Genomic DNA, 16,445 nt, shown 5'->3' with positions numbered 1-16,445 from the left:
GCATCAGCGCAGGAACAGGGTGTCGCGCGGAACATACGGGCCGCTGGAGGCGCCCCAGCTCTCAAAGCTCAGCGCCTCGCGCATGGCCTGGGCGTAGGCGTCTTCCTGGCGCATCTTTTCGGCCAGCCATTCGCCCAGCAGCCGCGACACGCTGCTGCCGCGCCTGGCGGCTTCCACGCGCACCCATTCGGCAACGGCGTCGTCCATGGTGACCGTGATGTTTTTCATGGCGCTCATGGTACACGAACCACACGAACTTCGTGCTCCACGAACTTCGTGTACACATAACGTTCTCTGTTGCCGGGACGCTACGCCGCCTTCGCCTGCGGGGGCTGCTGCAGCATGTGCGTGGCCATCTCTCCCACGGTGCGCAGGGCCTGCAGGTGGGCGGGGGACCAATCGCCCCCCACGCCCATGCGCAGGCAGTTGCGGAACCGCCCGCTGGTGCTGAACACCGTGCCGGGCGCGATGAGGATCTTCTGCTCCAGGCAGGCCTGGTGCAGCTGCACGGCGTCCAGCGGGCGGGGCAGCTCCAGCCACATCAGCAGGCCGCCGGGCGGGTCGCTGACCCGCGTGCCCGGCGGGAAGTGCGCTGCAATCACGCGCCGCGCCTCGTCCACGCGCGCCGCCACGGCGGCCCGCAGCTGGCGCATGGCGGCGGCATGGCCGGCCTGGGTGATGAGGTCGGCCAGCGCCAGCTCCAGCACCGCCGACTGCCCGCCCTCCTGCAGCTCCTTGATGCCGCGCAGCGCCTCGGTCCAGCGCCCGGCCTCCAGCCAGCCCAGGCGCAGGCCGGGCGCCAGCGTCTTGGAAAACGAGTCGCACAGCATGACGTGCCCCGTGGTGTCGTACGACTTCACGGTGCGGCGCATGTCGTCGCCCTCGGCCAGGTCGTTGTAGATGGCGTCTTCGATCACCGCCAGCCCATGGCGCGACGCCATCTGCGCCAGGCGCTTGCGCTCGGCCTGCGGCATGCAGCTGCCCAGCGGGTTGCTCAGCGTGGGCACCACCATCACCGCCTTGACGGGCTGGGTGTCCAGCGCGAGTTGCAGCGCGTCGAGCGACAGCCCGTTGCGCGGATGGGTGGGAATCTCCAGCGCCTTCAGGTGCAGGCCCTGCAGCACCTCCAGAAACGAGAAGTGCGTGGGCGACTCCAGCGCCACCACGTCGCCCGGCTGCGTGGCGGCGCGCAGGCACAGCGCAACGCTGTCCATGCAGCCGCCGGTGATCACGATGTTCTCGGGGTTCAGGCTGCAGCCCAGGCCGACCGCGTAGCGGGCGAGCGCGCGGCGCGCATCCTCGTGCCCCGTCGTGGTGGGATAGGTGCACAGCAGGTGCCGGTGCCGCTGGGCGGCGCGCACCACGGCGCGGCGCACCCGGTCGGGGTTGAACAGCTCGGGGCCCGGCGTGCCGCTGCTGAAGGAAACCATGTCCTGCGGCTGCGCGCGCCCCAGGACGCGCTGGCCCAGCCAGTCCACCGACACCTCGCGCGGGCGCCGCAGCGGGCGCGGCGTGCTGGGTTCGGGCAGGCTGACCGGCCGCGCGGCCACAAAGAAACCGGAGCGCGGGCGCGGCGTGATCAGCCGCGCATCCTCCAGCCAGTGGTAGGCCTGCACCACGGTGGTCTGCGCGACGCCGTGCTGGCGCGCCATCTCGCGCACGGAGGGCAGCTTTTCGCCACGGGCCAGGGTGCCGTTGCGGATCAGTTGCGCCAGCTGCTCGGCAATCTGCAGGTACAGCGGCGGCGCATCGTCAAGGGAGTTCATGGCGGCATTCTGTACTGGCCGAGCGGGCGGCAACCAGTACAGAGCAGGTGCGGCCCGTACAGTACAGAGCGCTGGTACAGAGGCTCTGTACTGGCCCAGTTCCTGCGCGCCTGTCCGTGGCGCTTCGCGCGCCTGCGCCGCACAGTGGGGGCATGAACTCGCTGCACGCCACCACCACTCCGCCCTCGCCCACCCTGCCCTGCCAGACGGCCGAGCCCCTGAGCCTGCAATGGAACCGCCAGCCGCTGCCGCCGCTGCAGGCCGTCCAGGTGCTGGATTTCCGCGCGGGCGACATCGCCCTGCTGGAGGTCGAGCACGGCCGCGTCTGGGTGACCTGCGACGGTCTGCTGGAAGACTATTTCCTGGACGCCGGCCAGCGCCTGTCGTTCACCGGGCCCGTGCGGCTGCGCGTGAGCGCCGAAGGCCGCCGCCCCGCGCGGCTGAGCTGGGCCCGGCACCCGGCTGTGCCCGGCGCGGCCTACCCACCAGCGCCCGCGGCGGCCCCCCAGGTCTTGGCGGGCCTCCCGAACGCCAGCAGCTCGGCGGGCGGCACCCTGCCCCGGGGCGCTGCCAGCCCAGCCTGCGCCGTCAGCGCGGCGTGATGCCGGACTTGAGCCGCATCTCGGCCGCCTGCGCGTGGGCCTGCAGGCCCTCGCCGTAGGCCAGCTCGGCGGCGATGGCGCCCAGCACCTGGGCACCGGCCTCGCTCACCTCGATGAGGCTGCTGCGCTTCTGGAAGTCGTACACCCCCAGCGGGGAGGAGAAACGCGCCGTGCCGCTGGTGGGCAGCACGTGGTTGGGCCCGGCGCAGTAGTCGCCCAGGGACTCGCTGGTGTAGGCCCCCAGGAAGATCGCCCCGGCGTGGCGCAGCAGCGGCTCCCAGCGGTGCGGGTCGGTACTGCTCACCTCCAGGTGTTCGGGGGCAATGCGGTTGCTGATGGCGCAGGCCTCCTCCATGTCCCGGGTCAGGATCAACGCACCACGGCCCGTGAGGCTCTTGGCGATGATCTCGGCGCGCGGCATGGTGGGCAGCAGGCGGTCGATGGCGGCCTGCACGGCGTCGAGGTAGGCGGCGTCCGGGCACAGCAAAATGGACTGCGCCAGCTCGTCGTGCTCGGCCTGGCTGAACAGGTCCATGGCCACCCAGTCGGGCGGCGTGGTGCCGTCGGCCAGCACCAGGATCTCGCTCGGGCCCGCGATCATGTCGATGCCCACCGTGCCGAACACGCGCTTCTTGGCGCTGGCCACGTAGGCGTTGCCGGGGCCGGTGATCTTGTCCACCTTGGGCACGGTGGCCGTGCCGTAGGCCAGCGCGGCCACGGCCTGTGCGCCGCCGATGGTGAAGGCCCGCGTCACGCCGGCCACATAGGCGGCGGCCAGCACCAGCGCGTTCTTTTCGCCCTTGGGCGTCGGCACCACCATGATGATCTCGCCCACGCCCGCCACATGGGCCGGGATGGCGTTCATCAACACGCTGGAGGGGTACGCCGCCTTGCCGCCGGGCACGTAGATGCCCACGCGGTCCAGGGGCGTCACCTTCTGCCCCAGCAGCGTGCCGTCTTCGTCGCGGTAGCTCCAGCTTTCGCCGCTGGCCTTCTTCTGCGCCTGGTGGTAGCTGCGCACGCGGGCAGCGGCGGCCTGCAGGGCCTTGCGCTGCGCGGCCGGCAGGGCATCGAACGCCGCCTGCAGTTCCGCCTGGGTCAGCTCCAGCGCGGACAACCCCGGTGCGCTCAGGCCGTCAAACCGCGCTGTGTACTCCAGCACCGCCGCGTCACCCCGCTGCTGCACATCCGCCAGGATGTCGGCCACGCGCTGCTCGATGGCCGCGTCGGTGTCGGCCGACCAGTGCAGGCGGGCTGCAAAATCAGCCTCAAAAGTGGCCGCAGCGGTGGCCAGGCGGGCGGGAGCAGCTACCAAAGTCATAGTGTCACTCGGTGGAGAAGAGGATCAGTTTTTCGCGGCCGGAATGGCCGACGCAAACGCATCGATGATGCGCCGCAGCGGCGCCTGCTTGAGCTTGAGTGCGGCCTGGTTCACGACCAGGTAGGAGCTGATGTCCATGATGCGCTCGACCTCAACGAGGTTGTTGGCCTTGAGGGTGTTGCCCGTGGAAACCAGGTCCACGATGGCGTCGGCCAGGCCCGTGAGCGGCGCCAGCTCCATGCTGCCATACAGCTTGATCATGTCCACGTGCACGCCCTTGGCCGCAAAGAAATCGCGGGCAATGCTGGTGTACTTGGTGGCCACTTTCAGGCGCGAGCCCTGGCGCACGGCCTGGGCGTAGTCGAAATCGCTGCGCACGGCCACGCTCACGCGGCACTTGGCGATGCGCAGGTCCAGCGGCTGGTACAGGCCCTGCCCGCCGTGCTCGATCAGGGTGTCCTTGCCCGTCACGCCGATGTCTGCGCCGCCGTACTCCACGTAGGTGGGCACGTCGGTGGCGCGCACCAGCACCACGCGCACATCGGGGCGGTTGGTGGGCAGGATGAGCTTGCGGGACTTTTCGGGGTCTTCCAGCACCTCGATGCCGGCAGCGGCCAGCAGCGGCAGGGTTTCATCAAAGATGCGGCCTTTGGAAAGCGCCAGGGTGATCATGTTGGTGCTCATGCTTTTACTCGCTCGATGTCGGCACCGATGCCGCGCAGTTTGGCTTCCATGCAGTCGTAGCCACGGTCCAGGTGGTAGATGCGGTCCACCACGGTTTCGCCGTCGGCCACCAGGCCGGCAATGACCAGGCTGGCCGAGGCGCGCAGGTCGGTGGCCATCACGGTGGCGCCGGACAGGCGCGGCACGCCTTCCAGCACTGCGACCTTGCCGTCGACCTGGATCTTCGCGCCCAGGCGAAGCAGCTCGTTGACGTGCATGAAGCGGTTTTCAAAGATCGTCTCGGTCACGGTGGCCGTGCCCTGGGCGATGCAGTTGAGCGCCATGAACTGGGCCTGCATGTCGGTCGGAAAGCCCGGGTACTCCGTGGTGCGGAAGCCCTGGGCCTTGAGTGCACCGCCGCCGGGGCTTTGCACGCGGATGCCGCCGTCCACGGCCTGCACGGTGGCACCGGCCTCGCGCAGCTTTTCAATCACGGCGTCCAGGTGGTCGGCCCGGCCGTGGCGCAGCAGGACGTCGCCGCCCGTGGCCGCCACGGCGCACAGGAAGGTGCCGGCCTCGATGCGGTCGGCCACCACGCGGTGGGTGCAGCCGTGCAGCCGGTCCACCCCCTGGATGCGGATGCGGCTGGTGCCGTGGCCTTCGATCTGCGCGCCCATGGCGATCAGCATCTCGGCCAGGTCGACGATCTCGGGCTCCTGCGCGGCGTTCTCCAGCACGGTCTCGCCCTCGGCCAGCGCGGCGGCCATGAGGAAGTTCTCGGTGCCCGTCACGGTGACCATGTCGGTGGTGATGCGCGCGCCCTTCAGGCGCTTTTGGCCCGCGGGCAGCTTGGCGATCATGTAGCCGTGCTCGACCACGATGTCGGCGCCCATGGCGGCCAGGCCCTTGATGTGCTGGTCCACCGGCCGCGAGCCGATGGCGCAGCCGCCCGGCAGCGACACCGTGGCTTCGCCAAAACGCGCCAGCAGCGGCCCCAGGGCCAGCACGGAGGCGCGCATGGTCTTCACCAGCTCGTACGGTGCCTCGGGCGTGCTGAGCGCGCTCGCGTCGATGCGCACCGTGCCGCTGTCGCCCTCGGCGCGCTCGGCCGTCACGCCCATGTTGCGGATCAGCTTGAGCATGGTGCTCACGTCCTGCAAGCGGGGCACGTTGAGCAGCGTCACCGGCTCGGCCGTGAGCAGCGCGGCGCACAACTCCGGCAGGGCGGCGTTCTTGGCGCCAGACACCGGCACCTCGCCCTGCAAGGTGCGGCCGCCGCGGATCAGGAGTTTGTCCATGTCAACCCAAAAATATGAATAAAAACAGGCTCCAGCGCTTATGCATCAAGCGCCGAAAGCTATCAATAAATGAGCAAGCCCCGCTTACCGGGCCTGCGCCGCCCATTCGGCGGGGGTGAAGGTCTTCATCGACAGCGCATGCACCTCGTCGGTGTGCATCTTGGCGCCCAGCGTGGCGTACACCCGCTGGTGCCGCTGGATGGGGCGCTTGCCTTCGAACTCGGCCGAGACGATGGTGGCGTACCAGTGGCGCCCGTCACCTTCCAGCGTGATGTGCTCGCAGGCCAAGCCGGCGGCGATGAGGTTCTGGAGTTCTTCTGCAGTCATGTCAATGGTCCATTGCTGAGGGGCGCCCCCGCGCCGCGACAAGAAAAACGCACGGGGAAGGCGCGAAACGGCTCAGGGGGATGCACGCTAGTTCCGAATTTTGTAGCCCGTGCGCAGCAGGTTCACCGCCAGCGCGCTCACGGCCAGCCAGGCGGTGCCCACGATGGCCAGGCTGAGCCAGGGCGAGGTGTCGCTCTGGCCGAAGAAGCCGTAGCGGAAGCCGTCGATCATGTAGAAAAACGGGTTGAGGTGGCTCACCGTCTGCCAGAAAGGCGGCAGCGACTGGATGGAATAGAACACGCCCGAGAGGAACGTCATGGGCACGACCACGAAGTTCTGGAAGGCGGCAAGCTGGTCGAACTTGTCGGCCCAGAGCCCGGCAATCACCCCCAGGGTGGCCAGCAGCGCCGCGCCCAGCAGGGCAAACGCCAGCACCCACGCGGGTGCGGCGAACTCCGGGCGCGCGAAGGCCAGCGTGACCACGAACACGCCCAGGCCCACCACCAGCCCCCGCACGATGGACGAGCCCACATACGCCACGAACCAGGCCCAGTGCGACAGCGGCGTGAGCAGCACGAACACGAGGCTGCCCATGATCTTGCTCTGGATCAGGCTGGAGGAGCTGTTGGCAAAGGCGTTCTGCAGCACGCTCATCATCACCAGCCCCGGCACCAGGAAGGCCGTGTAGCTGATGCGGTCGTACACCTTCACATGGTCTTCCAGCACATGGCCGAAGATCAGCAGGTACAGCACGGCCGTGAGCACCGGCGCCGCCACGGTCTGGAAGCTCACCTTCCAAAAGCGCAGCACCTCCTTGTAGAACAGCGTCTGCCAGCCCGTCATGCCTCGGCCTCCACGCGCGGCGCCACCGCGTCCGCACGCTCGCCCGCGAGGGCCGGGCCCGGCCGGGGCGAAGCCGTTGCAGCGGTGGCCGGCGCGCCCGACATCACCTGCAGGAACACGTCTTCCAGGTCCGGCCGGCGGATCTCCATGTCGTGCACGTCCACGCCCGCCAGGCGCAGCGCGGCCAGGTGGCTTTCGATCTCGGCCGCGTCCCGCGCGGGCAGCTGCACGACGCGGCCGGTCACGCGCGCCGCGGCGGCCAGGCCCTGCGGAAGCACGGCATCGGTCTTGAACTGCAGCACGCTGCCCGACGCGGACTGCAGCAGCTCGGAGGTCGCATTCAGCGCCACAATCTGGCCGGACTTGAGCATGGCGATGCGGCCGCACAGCGCCTCGGCCTCTTCAAGGTAGTGGGTGGTGAGCAGCACCGTATGGCCTTGCTTGTTCAGGCGGGCCACGAAGTGCCACAAGGTCTGGCGCAGCTCCACGTCCACGCCGGCGGTGGGCTCGTCCAGCACGATGATGGGCGGCTTGTGCACCAGCGCCTGGGCCACGAGCACGCGGCGCTTCATGCCCCCCGAGAGCTGGCGCATGTTGGCGTTCGCCTTGTCGGCCAGGCCCAGGTTTTCCAGCAGCTCGTCGATCCAGGCATCGTTGTTCTTCACGCCAAAGTAGCCCGACTGGATGCGCAGCGATTCGCGCACGTTGAAGAACGGGTCGAACACCAGCTCCTGCGGCACCACGCCCAGCTTGCGGCGCGCCGCGGCGAAGTCGGCCTGCACGTCGCTGCCCTGCACGAGCACGCGGCCGCTGGTGGCGCGCGCCAGCCCGGCCAGGATGCTGATGAGGGTGGTCTTGCCCGCGCCATTGGGGCCCAGCAGGCCAAAGAACTCGCCCTCCTCAATGTCCAGGCTGACGTTGTTCAGCGCCTGGAAAGGGCCCTTGGGCGTGGCGAAGGTCTTGGAAACGGCTTGGAAGGAGACTGCGGGCATGAAGCCCCCGATTTTACGGCCTGGGCGCGGAACGCGCCGCAAGGCTCCGGAGGACGCAGGGCTCAGGACGCAGGCGCCAGCAGCGTCCCCACCCCATACAGCCCCGCCATGCCCCGCAGGGCCGTGGGCAGGCCCTGCACGGCAAAGGTCCTGCCGGCCGCCAGGGCCTCGCGCCGGCACTCCAGCAGCACGGCCAGGGCCGCAGTGTCGAACACGGCCAGCGCGCTCGCGTCCACCACCACCCCGGGCTCGCGCTGCATGCGCAGGCCCTGCAGCAGCATGCGCAGGCACGCCGTGGCCTGGCGGTGGGTCAGTTCAGCGGGAAGGACCAGCATGGTCATCAAGGCGGCACTCAGGGGAAAAGCTCAGGGGAACGGCCAACAGAAGGTGCGCGGGCAGCGGGCGGGGGGCGCACTCAACCCTTGGCGCCGGCGTTGGCCTTGTTGCGGGCCACCAGGGTGTCGATCAGGCCGTCGATGCCCTTGGCGTTGATCTCCTGGGCAAACTGGCCCCGGTAGGTTTCCACCAGCCACACGCCCAGCACGTTCAGGTTGTAGATCTTCCAGCCCGCGCCATCGCCAGGGGTCTTCTCCAGCCGGTAGTCGAGCTGGATGGGGTCGCCCCGCCCCACGATCTCGGTGCGCACCAGCACGTCCTTGTCCTCGGGCGCCGCACGCAGCGGCTTGACCTGGATGGTCTGGTCGTTGACCTGGGCCAGCGCCCCGGCATAGGTGCGCACGAGCAGCACCTTGAATTCATCCTGCAGACGCTTTTGCTGCTCGGGCGTGGCCTGGCGCCAGCCCGGCCCCACGGCCGCCGCCGTCATGCGGCGGAAGTTCACGTTGGGCATCACCGTCTTGTCGACCAGCGCAATGATCTTGCCCAGGTCGCCGCCCTGGATGGCCTTGTCGCCCTTCACGGCATTGAGCACTTCGGTAGACAGGCGCCTGATCAGCGCGTCCGGGGCTTCGTCCGCCGCCAGCGCGTGCAGCGGCAGGCCCAGGGATGCCACGGCGGCCGCGCACAGGGCCGCACGGCCCAGGGTACGTCGATTCATCATGTTGTCTTCTCTGCTTTCTCTTTCATGCCGGCGCGGATGCGGCGCCAGTGCCCGGCCGGTCCGGCGTTGCGGCAGGGGTTCGTTCATTCTGCGGCCCTGCGGGGCGGGCCATGCGTCGCGCGGGTTGCGGGTTGCAAGCAAGTGCAACCACCTCGCGCCACCGAAGACGCACCATGCCGATGGCTCAGCGGGGGGGCTCTTCGGGCAGCACGCCATCGTTGCCGCTGGCGCCATCCGCCGCGCCGTTGCCGTTCTGCGCCTCGCCGGCCTGGCTGCGCACCTGCAGGTACACGTCGCGCGTGAAGCTGTACTTGTCCAGCGCCGCGCTGTCCAGCACGGAGCCTGCCCGCAGCAGGTTGGCGCGGGTGTCCACCACCCGCAGCGCGTACAGCGAATTGCGGCTCGACACCGGGTCTACGTAGCTCACCACGTTGCCCTTCATGTCGACCGGCAGCGCAAAGGTGTCGCGCACCGTGGAAGGCCCCAGGATGGGCAGCACCAGGTACGGCCCCGTGCCCACGCCCCAGCGGCCCAGGGTCAGGCCGAAATCCTGTTTGTACCGGTCGATGCCCAGTTCGCTGGCGATGTCCAGCACCCCGCCCAGCCCCATGAAGGTGTTGACATTGACCCGCATGAACGACGAAGCCGCGGCCTCCATGCGCAGCTGCAGCACATTGTTCACGAAGGACCAGACGTCGCCGATGTTGGCGAAGAAGTTGCTCACGCCGGTGCGCACGGGCGCGGGCGTGATGTCCCGGTAGGCCACGGCCACGGGCCGGAGCACCATGGCGTCCACCTCGTCGTTGAAGCGGGTCATGCTCCGGTTGTACGACTCCAGCGGGTCCCGCGGGTCGGGGTTGGCCACGGTGGCGCAGCCCGAGAGCCACGCCGCGCCGGCCAGCGCCAGAACGCCCAGGCGCCGCGCGCCGGGCCGTCCCGGCGCCCGTGCCGTGCGCCCTGCCGCCAAGGGGGTGTTGTGCGTGTTGTTCATTTCTTGTCACCTGCCCCTGCGGGCTTGCCGCCGTCTTCGGCCTTGCTGTAGAGGAATTGTCCGATCAGGTTTTCCAGCACCACGGCCGACTGGGTCGCCGTGACCGTGTCGCCCGCCGCGAGGTTCTTCTCGTCGGCGCCGGCCTCGATCCCGATGTACTGCTCGCCCAGCAGGCCGCTGGTGAGGATCTTGAGCGAGCTGTCCTTGGGGAAGGCGTAGCGGCTTTCCATGGCCAGCGTCACGCGGGCCTGGAAGGTCTTGTCGTCGAACGCAATGGATTCCACCCGCCCCACCACCACGCCGGCACTGCGCACGGCGGCCTGGCGCTTGAGCCCTCCAATGTTGTCGAAGCGTGCCGTGATGCGGTAGCCGGACTGGAAGTTCAGGCTCAGCAGGTTGGCCGACTGCAGCGCCAGGAACACCAGTGCCGCCGCTCCGAGCATCACGAACAGCCCGACCCACACATCATTTTTGGAGCGTTGCATTGCTTGTTATTCCTCGTCACGCCGGCTGTGCCGGCCTCAGATACTGAACATCATGGCCGTGAGGACGAAGTCCAGCCCCAGCACGGCCAGGCAGGCCATCACCACCGTGCGGGTGGTGGCCAGCGACACGCCTTCGGGCGTGGGCTTGGCGGTGTAGCCTTGCAGCAGGGCCACGAAGGTCACGGCAAAGCCGAACACCACGCTCTTGAGCACGCCGTTGCCCAGATCCTTCCACACGTCCACGCCGCCTTGCGTCTGGCTCCAGAAAGCCCCTGGATCAATGCCGATCATGAGCACGCCCACGCCCCAGCCGCCAATCACGCCCACCGCGCTGAACACGGCCGCCAGCAGGGGCATGGCGATCACGCCACCCCAGAAACGCGGCGCCAGGATGCGCTGAACCGGGTCCACCGCCATCATTTCCATCGCACTGAGCTGCTCGCCCGCACGCATCAGGCCGATCTCGGCCGTGAGCGACGTGCCCGCCCGCCCGGCAAACAGCAAGGCGGTGACCACCGGGCCCAGCTCGCGCACCAGGGACAGCGTCACCAGCAGGCCCAGCGCTTCCGACGAGCCGTACCGCTGCAGCGTGTAGTACCCCTGCAGCCCCAGCACCAGGCCCACGAACAGGCCCGACACCGCAATGATGGCCAGCGAGTAGTTGCCCAGGAAATGCACCTGGTCGCGCACCAGCGCGGGCCGCAGGAAGGCCGGCCCGAACAGCCGCACCAGCCGCACGAACAGGCGCGCGCCCATGCCGATATCGGCCAGCTTCTGGCGCACGGCATAGCCCACATCGGCGGGTTTGTACCAGCTCATGGCCGTCCTCCCAGAGGTCCGAAATCCTCCGCCGCGTCCGGGCCGGGGTGGTGAAACGGCACCGGCCCCGTGGGCAAGGCGTTGACGAACTGGTGCACCAGCGGGTCGGTGCTGGCGCGGACTTCGTCGGGCGTGCCCTGCGCCGCCACCACGCCCGCGCCCAGGATGACCACATGGTCCGCCAGCCGGAAGGTCTCTTCCAGGTCGTGCGACACGATGATGCTGGTCAGCCCCATGGCATCGTTGAGCTGGCGGATCAGCTGCGCCGCCGTGCCCAGGGAAATCGGGTCCAGCCCCGCAAACGGCTCGTCGTACATGACGAGTTCGGGGTCCAGCGCGATGGCTCGCGCCAGCGCCACGCGGCGCGCCATGCCGCCCGACACCTCGCTGGGCATCAGGTCGCGCGCCCCGCGCAGGCCGACGGCGTGCAGCTTCATGAGGACCACATCCCGGACCAGGGCCTCGGACAGATCCGTGTGTTCGCGCAGCGGAAAGGCCACGTTGTCGAACACGCTCAGGTCCGTGAACAAAGCGCCGAACTGGAACAGCATGCCCATGCGCCGCCGCGCGGCATACAGGCCGGCGGTGTCCAGCTGCCCGACGTCCTGGCCGTCAAACAGCACCTGCCCGCCGTCCGCGCGCTGCTGGCCGCCAATGAGGCGCAGCACGGTGGTCTTGCCGCCGCCGGAGGCGCCCATCAGCGCGGTGACCTTGCCCCGCGGCACCTTCAGCGACACGTCGCGCAGGATGCTGCGCTCTCCATAGGAGAACGTGACATTGCGCAGCTCGACGAGGCAGGAGGTCTCAGGCATTCAAAAGGACAGGCATTGCGGGTGCGAAGACCCACGGCGTTCGGGCAAAGCCGGGCGCGCGCAGGGAGCAGCGATGGTAGCCGAAGAAGTAAACATACATACATGTATGTTTGCAAACAATAACATCCGGACCGCAGGGCTTCGAGGCCACCGAGGCCTTCAAGGAAATTCCCAGGCAATTCCCGGCTTGACCAAAACCTTCGATTGTGCCAACAAACCGCGAGGGGTGCGAAACCACCGCCACCGCCACCGCCGCACGGCTGCCCCGCTCCGCCAAGGCCGGGCCCATGAACAAAACGGCGCCGGGCGCTGCGCAAACGCAAGGCGAGGCAGCCCGCAATCAGCGGGGCAGGCCCTCTTCTGCCAGCGCAACCCTGCGATTCAAAAACAATAGCACCTTGCGCCTGCTGGACAAGCGCTACAGCCCATTTTGTTCCATCTAGAGCATATGCTGCAGAAACGCCCGCGCCCGCTCGTGGCCCGGGTCGGCAAAGAACTCCGCGGCGGGCCGGGCAGCCACCAGCTCGCCCTGGTCCATGAAGGCCACCGTGTTCGCCACCTCGCGTGCAAAGCCCATTTCGTGGGTGACGACCAGCATGGTCATGTGCTCCTCGGCCAGTTCGCGCATCGTGCGGAGCACCTCGCCCGTGAGCTCGGGGTCCAGCGCCGAGGTGGGCTCGTCGAACAGCATGATGTCAGGCTCCATGCACAGCGCACGCGCAATCGCCACCCGCTGCTTTTGGCCGCCGGACAGGCGCGACGGATAGTTGTCGCGCTTGGCCGACAGGCCCACCTTGGCCAGCAGGACCTCGGCCCGGGCCACCGCCGCGTCGCGCGCGAGGCCTCGCACCACCATGGGCGCCTCGATCAGGTTTTCCAGCACCGTGAGGTGGGGAAACAGGTTGAAGTGCTGGAACACCATGCCGGTCTTGGCGCAGATGCGGCGCACCTCGGCATCGGTGACATAAGTGCAACGGCCCTGCGCGTCGGTGGCGGCCAGCGCCTCGCCCTCGATGGCGACGTGGCCGCTGTCGATGGTCTCCAGGTGGTTCAGGCAGCGCAGGAAGGTGCTCTTGCCCGAGCCCGAGGGGCCGATGATGGCCACCACCTCGCCGCGCGCGACCTGCAGCGACACGCCCCGCAACACCTGCGTCGGGCCGAAGGCCTTGTGCACATCGCGCGCCACCATCATCGGCGTGGCATCACTGGTCCAACTTGGCATAGCGTTTCTCCAGGCGCTGGAAGCCCCAGGTGAGCACCAGGGTCATGACGAGATAGAAGGCCGCGGCAACGATGAAGGGCGTGGTGGTGAAGTCGCGCTGCACGATGCCGCGCGCGGCGCGCAGCAGATCGTTCAGGGCCAGCACGTAGATCAGGGACGTGTCCTTGACCAGGGTGATGGTCTCGTTGCTCATGGGCGGCAGGATGCTGCGCACCATCTGCGGCAGCACGATGCGGCGCATGGTCTGGCCGTAGCCCATGCCCAGCACCTTGGCGGCCTCATACTGGCCGCGGTCCACCGACTGGATGCCGGCGCGAAAGATTTCGGCGAAGTACGCCGCGTAGTTCAGCGCGAACGCCACCACAGCGGCCGGAAAGTCGGGCAGGCGCACACCGATCACGGGAACGAAGGGCAGCGCGAAATAGATGAACAGCATCTGCAGCATGAGCGGCGTGCCCCGCATGAGCCAGATGTAGCCATTGACCGCCCCCGACAGCGGCTTGAAACGCGACAGCCGGGCCAGCGCCAGCGTCAGGCCCAGCGGCACGGCGAGCACGAGCGTGATCGCGAAGAGCTTCAGCGTGACCGTCGCGCCCTGCGCCAGCGGCCCCAGAAGTGAAAGAACGTAATCCATGCAGTCAGAACAGTTCGGCAATTGCACGACGCGCGGCGTGTGCAACTGGCGCGGCCCAGATCAGCGGACGCCGCGCAAGGGCCGCCCCGCCGCGCTGGCGTTGCCCCCCTTCTGTCGCATCGCGCAGCGATGCGACAGAAGGGGGAAGCGGCAAGGCCGCTCAGGGGGTTGTACCTTTATTACTTGATGATGTTCTTGCCGAACCACTGCTCGGCAATCTTGGCGGCGGCGCCGTCGGCCTTCATGTCCGCCAGGGCCTTTTCAAGCTTGCCGTGCAGTTCAGTGTCGTCCTTGCGCAGGCCCACGCCATATTCCTCGGTACCGAAGTTGTCGCCCAGCACGGCATAGGCGTCAGGCTTCTTGGCCACGTAGTAGCGGCCCACCACCTCGTCTACCACCACCGCTTCGAGCCGACCGGTGGTCAGGTCCATCAGGGCGGTCACGTTGTCACCGAAGGTCTTGAATTCCTTGAACGACTTGAAGACGGCGTCTTCCTTCTTGATGGCGTCCACGGCGCTGGAGCCTTCCTGCGCGCCGACCACCTTGCCGGCCAGATCGGCCTTGGTCTTGATGGCCGAACCGGCGGGCACCACGATGATCTGGTGGTTTTCCATGTAGGGCGCGGTGAAGGCGATGTTCTGCTTGCGCTCTTCGGTGATGGTCAGGCCATTCCACAGCGCGTCCACGCGCTTGCCCGACAGTTCGGCTTCCTTGGCACTCCAGTCGATGGGCTTGAACTCCACTTCCAGGCCCAGGCGCTTGGCGGCTTCCTTGGCCATGTCGATGTCAAAGCCGACCAGCTGGTTCTTGTCGTCGCGGAAACCCATGGGCGGGAAGTTGTCGTCCAGGCCGACAACGATCTTCGTGGCGGCGGCAGGTGCTGGCGCGGGCGCAGCGGCGGGAGCGCTCTCCTGCTTGGAGCATGCGGCCAGCAGGACACCCAGCGACAGCAGGGCAACGGCGGCGATCTTCTTCATGGTGGCGGTTCTCGAAAGTTGAAAAGGCGGGGCGGGGCGCCCCAGGGAAAACCCTTGATTTTCCCACCGAAGCCCGTGCTTTCACCCCATTCGCACCGAACGGGCGTGCAAAGACAGGGCGGCCAGCGCAAAAAAAGAACTTTTCAATAGCAAAGAACGACCACCAAGCAAAGACGCAGGCAGCTTTTTAGGGACCCTCAACCTTTGCGTCGAAGCGCGCCAAGCCCCCACAGCCCCAGCAGGGAGGTGAGCCCCAGCAAGCCCCACGCCCCCAACGACGGAACGGCCGCAGGCGCCGCGACCACCCCAATGGAAAAATTGACGGCCGCAGACGCCGCCGAGGCGTTGCCTGCGGCATCCGTGGCGGTGGCATGCACGGTGTGGGAACCCGCCGCCAACGGTGCTGGCGGTGTCCACGACCATGCGCCCGCCCCGGAGGCGGTCACGGTTCCCACGGGCGCTCCGTCAATGAACACGGCGACCATGCTGCCCGCTTCTGCACTGCCCGAAACCGCCGCGAGGGCCGCCATCGAACTCCCCGCAGCAGGCGCGCTGATGACCGGTGGCGCCGGGGCCACCACATCCACCGTCCAGGCATGGGAGGCCGGGGTGGCATCGACATTGCCGGCACCATCCGTGGCACGCACGGCCAAAGTGTGCGCCCCGCTCGCAAGCCCCGCGAAGGTGGCAGGCGTGCTGCACGGCGCAAACGCCGCGCCGTCGAGGCTGCACGCGTAGCTCACGCCGCCCTCGTTGCTGCTGAACGTAAAAGTGGCACTGGAACTGTTCGCCAGCACGGGAGGCGCCGTGGCGATCGTGGTGTCCGGCGCAGTGGTGTCCACCGCCCAGGCGTAAGTGGCCGGGGTCGGGTCCGCATTGCCGGCGCCGTCCGTGGCACGCACCGCCAGCGTATGGGACCCATCCGAGAGCCCGGCGATGTTGCTTGGCGTGCTGCAGGGCAGGAACGCCGAGCCGTCCAGGCTGCACGCGTAACTCACGCCCCCCTCATTGCTGCTGAACGAAAAACTGGCGCTGGAACTGTTCGCCAGCGCTGGAGGCGCTGTGACGATCGCTGTGTCCGGCGCAGCGGTGTCCACCGTCCAGGTGTAAGTGGCCGAGGTCGGGTCCAGATTGCCGGCACCGTCTATGGCGCGTACCGCCAGCGTATGGGTCCCATCCGAAAGCCCGGTGATGCTGGTCGGCGTGCCGCAGGCCAGGAACGCCGAGCCGTCCAGGCTGCACTCGTAGCTCACACCCCCCTCGTTGCTGCTGAACGCAAAAGTGGCGCTGGAACTGCTCGTCAAAGCGGGAGGAACAGAAGTGAGCGAAGTGTCCGGCGCCAGGGTGTCGACAATGAAGGTATTGATGCTGGAATTGGGAGATGTCTCACCACCAAGTTCCACGGTCGCAAACACCGTGTGGGACCCTTCCGCCAGAGGCACCACAGGTGTGAAGGACCAGTTACCGGCCGCGTCGACGGTCACCGCCCCCGTCGGCGCGCCGTCCAGGTACACCGTCACGGAACCAGAGGCCACGGCCGTGCCGGTGGCAGGGGGTTGAGGATTGGAAGTCCGGAGGCCATTCGCCGGTGTGAGGACCACCGGGGCGGGCGGAGGGGCCGCAAGCGCGGGCA

The 16,445-nt window shown here is 68.2% G+C and carries 19 protein-coding genes; 1 reads left to right on the top strand and 18 read right to left on the bottom strand.

Features of this window, described 5'->3' with window-relative positions; all coding sequences use genetic code 11:
* Nucleotides 1–3: 3 nt before the first annotated feature.
* Together ACOYR3_RS05830 and ACOYR3_RS05825 are read right to left on the bottom strand one after the other, a co-directional pair.
* A complete protein-coding gene (locus ACOYR3_RS05830) occupies nucleotides 4–228 on the bottom strand; it encodes a CopG family transcriptional regulator (protein WP_422845532.1) in 225 nt (74 codons plus the stop codon).
* 80 nt (nucleotides 229–308) lie between these two features.
* Nucleotides 309–1,766 carry a PLP-dependent aminotransferase family protein gene (locus ACOYR3_RS05825; protein ID WP_422845531.1) on the bottom strand — a complete coding sequence of 486 codons (1,458 nt, stop codon included), beginning with the start codon at nucleotides 1,764–1,766 and terminating at the stop codon, nucleotides 309–311.
* 152 nt (nucleotides 1,767–1,918) lie between these two features.
* Here ACOYR3_RS05825 and ACOYR3_RS05820 point away from each other — a divergent pair, with 152 nt between their 5' ends.
* Nucleotides 1,919–2,368: a DUF2917 domain-containing protein gene (locus ACOYR3_RS05820; RefSeq protein ID WP_422845530.1), complete on the top strand. Its 450-nt coding sequence runs from the start codon at nucleotides 1,919–1,921 to the stop codon at nucleotides 2,366–2,368.
* Here the strand turns inward: ACOYR3_RS05820 and hisD are convergent.
* From hisD to ACOYR3_RS05740, 16 genes are all read right to left on the bottom strand, one after another.
* Entirely contained in the window at nucleotides 2,355–3,689 is a 1,335-nt protein-coding gene (gene hisD / locus ACOYR3_RS05815) for a histidinol dehydrogenase (RefSeq protein WP_422845529.1), read from the bottom strand. The two genes, ACOYR3_RS05820 and hisD, sit on opposite strands and share 14 nt — an antisense overlap.
* A 24-nt stretch (nucleotides 3,690–3,713) precedes the next feature.
* Nucleotides 3,714–4,373 carry an ATP phosphoribosyltransferase gene (gene hisG, locus ACOYR3_RS05810; protein ID WP_422845528.1) on the bottom strand — a complete coding sequence of 220 codons (660 nt, stop codon included), beginning with the start codon at nucleotides 4,371–4,373 and terminating at the stop codon, nucleotides 3,714–3,716.
* Nucleotides 4,370–5,650 (bottom strand): UDP-N-acetylglucosamine 1-carboxyvinyltransferase, encoded by a 1,281-nt coding sequence (gene murA, locus ACOYR3_RS05805; RefSeq protein WP_422845527.1) that lies wholly within the window; start codon nucleotides 5,648–5,650, stop codon nucleotides 4,370–4,372. Before murA ends, hisG begins: the two co-directional genes overlap by 4 nt.
* An 84-nt stretch (nucleotides 5,651–5,734) precedes the next feature.
* Entirely contained in the window at nucleotides 5,735–5,977 is a 243-nt protein-coding gene (locus ACOYR3_RS05800; RefSeq protein ID WP_422845526.1) for a BolA family protein, read from the bottom strand.
* Between the two features lie 87 nt (nucleotides 5,978–6,064).
* Complete coding sequence (locus ACOYR3_RS05795) at nucleotides 6,065–6,820, bottom strand: ABC transporter permease (RefSeq protein ID WP_422845525.1); 756 nt, start codon at nucleotides 6,818–6,820, stop codon at nucleotides 6,065–6,067.
* Nucleotides 6,817–7,812: an ABC transporter ATP-binding protein gene (locus tag ACOYR3_RS05790; RefSeq protein WP_422845524.1), complete on the bottom strand. Its 996-nt coding sequence runs from the start codon at nucleotides 7,810–7,812 to the stop codon at nucleotides 6,817–6,819. The genes ACOYR3_RS05795 and ACOYR3_RS05790 overlap by 4 nt, the downstream gene beginning before the upstream one ends.
* Nucleotides 7,813–7,874: 62 nt before the next feature.
* Complete coding sequence (locus ACOYR3_RS05785) at nucleotides 7,875–8,147, bottom strand: STAS domain-containing protein (protein ID WP_422845523.1); 273 nt, start codon at nucleotides 8,145–8,147, stop codon at nucleotides 7,875–7,877.
* An 80-nt stretch (nucleotides 8,148–8,227) separates the two neighbouring features.
* A complete protein-coding gene (locus ACOYR3_RS05780; protein ID WP_422845522.1) occupies nucleotides 8,228–8,872 on the bottom strand; it encodes an MlaC/ttg2D family ABC transporter substrate-binding protein in 645 nt (214 codons plus the stop codon).
* A 184-nt stretch (nucleotides 8,873–9,056) separates the two neighbouring features.
* On the bottom strand, nucleotides 9,057–9,863 hold the full coding sequence (locus tag ACOYR3_RS05775) for an MlaA family lipoprotein (RefSeq protein ID WP_422845521.1): 807 nt from the start codon (nucleotides 9,861–9,863) through the stop codon (nucleotides 9,057–9,059).
* Entirely contained in the window at nucleotides 9,860–10,348 is a 489-nt protein-coding gene (gene mlaD, locus ACOYR3_RS05770) for an outer membrane lipid asymmetry maintenance protein MlaD (RefSeq protein WP_422845520.1), read from the bottom strand. The genes ACOYR3_RS05775 and mlaD overlap by 4 nt, the downstream gene beginning before the upstream one ends.
* A gap of 36 nt (nucleotides 10,349–10,384) precedes the next feature.
* Nucleotides 10,385–11,167: a lipid asymmetry maintenance ABC transporter permease subunit MlaE gene (mlaE, locus tag ACOYR3_RS05765; RefSeq protein WP_422845519.1), complete on the bottom strand. Its 783-nt coding sequence runs from the start codon at nucleotides 11,165–11,167 to the stop codon at nucleotides 10,385–10,387.
* Nucleotides 11,164–11,979 carry an ABC transporter ATP-binding protein gene (locus tag ACOYR3_RS05760; RefSeq protein ID WP_291488167.1) on the bottom strand — a complete coding sequence of 272 codons (816 nt, stop codon included), beginning with the start codon at nucleotides 11,977–11,979 and terminating at the stop codon, nucleotides 11,164–11,166. Before ACOYR3_RS05760 ends, mlaE begins: the two co-directional genes overlap by 4 nt.
* Before the next feature lie 439 nt (nucleotides 11,980–12,418).
* On the bottom strand, nucleotides 12,419–13,201 hold the full coding sequence (locus tag ACOYR3_RS05755) for an amino acid ABC transporter ATP-binding protein (protein ID WP_422845518.1): 783 nt from the start codon (nucleotides 13,199–13,201) through the stop codon (nucleotides 12,419–12,421).
* Nucleotides 13,182–13,835 carry an amino acid ABC transporter permease gene (locus tag ACOYR3_RS05750; protein ID WP_422845517.1) on the bottom strand — a complete coding sequence of 218 codons (654 nt, stop codon included), beginning with the start codon at nucleotides 13,833–13,835 and terminating at the stop codon, nucleotides 13,182–13,184. The genes ACOYR3_RS05755 and ACOYR3_RS05750 overlap by 20 nt, the downstream gene beginning before the upstream one ends.
* Nucleotides 13,836–14,014: 179 nt before the next feature.
* Nucleotides 14,015–14,812 (bottom strand): amino acid ABC transporter substrate-binding protein, encoded by a 798-nt coding sequence (locus ACOYR3_RS05745; protein WP_422845516.1) that lies wholly within the window; start codon nucleotides 14,810–14,812, stop codon nucleotides 14,015–14,017.
* Nucleotides 14,813–15,009: 197 nt separating this feature from the next.
* Nucleotides 15,010–16,332 (bottom strand): IPTL-CTERM sorting domain-containing protein, encoded by a 1,323-nt coding sequence (locus tag ACOYR3_RS05740; protein ID WP_422846529.1) that lies wholly within the window; start codon nucleotides 16,330–16,332, stop codon nucleotides 15,010–15,012.
* Between the last annotated feature and the right edge of the window lie 113 nt (nucleotides 16,333–16,445).

This window comes from Acidovorax sp. M2(2025) (assembly GCF_049330835.1).
Classification (GTDB): Bacteria; Pseudomonadota; Gammaproteobacteria; order Burkholderiales; family Burkholderiaceae_C; genus Acidovorax.
The sequence above is the reverse complement of the archived record's forward strand: the minus strand, read 5'-3'. Positions and strand labels throughout refer to the sequence as shown.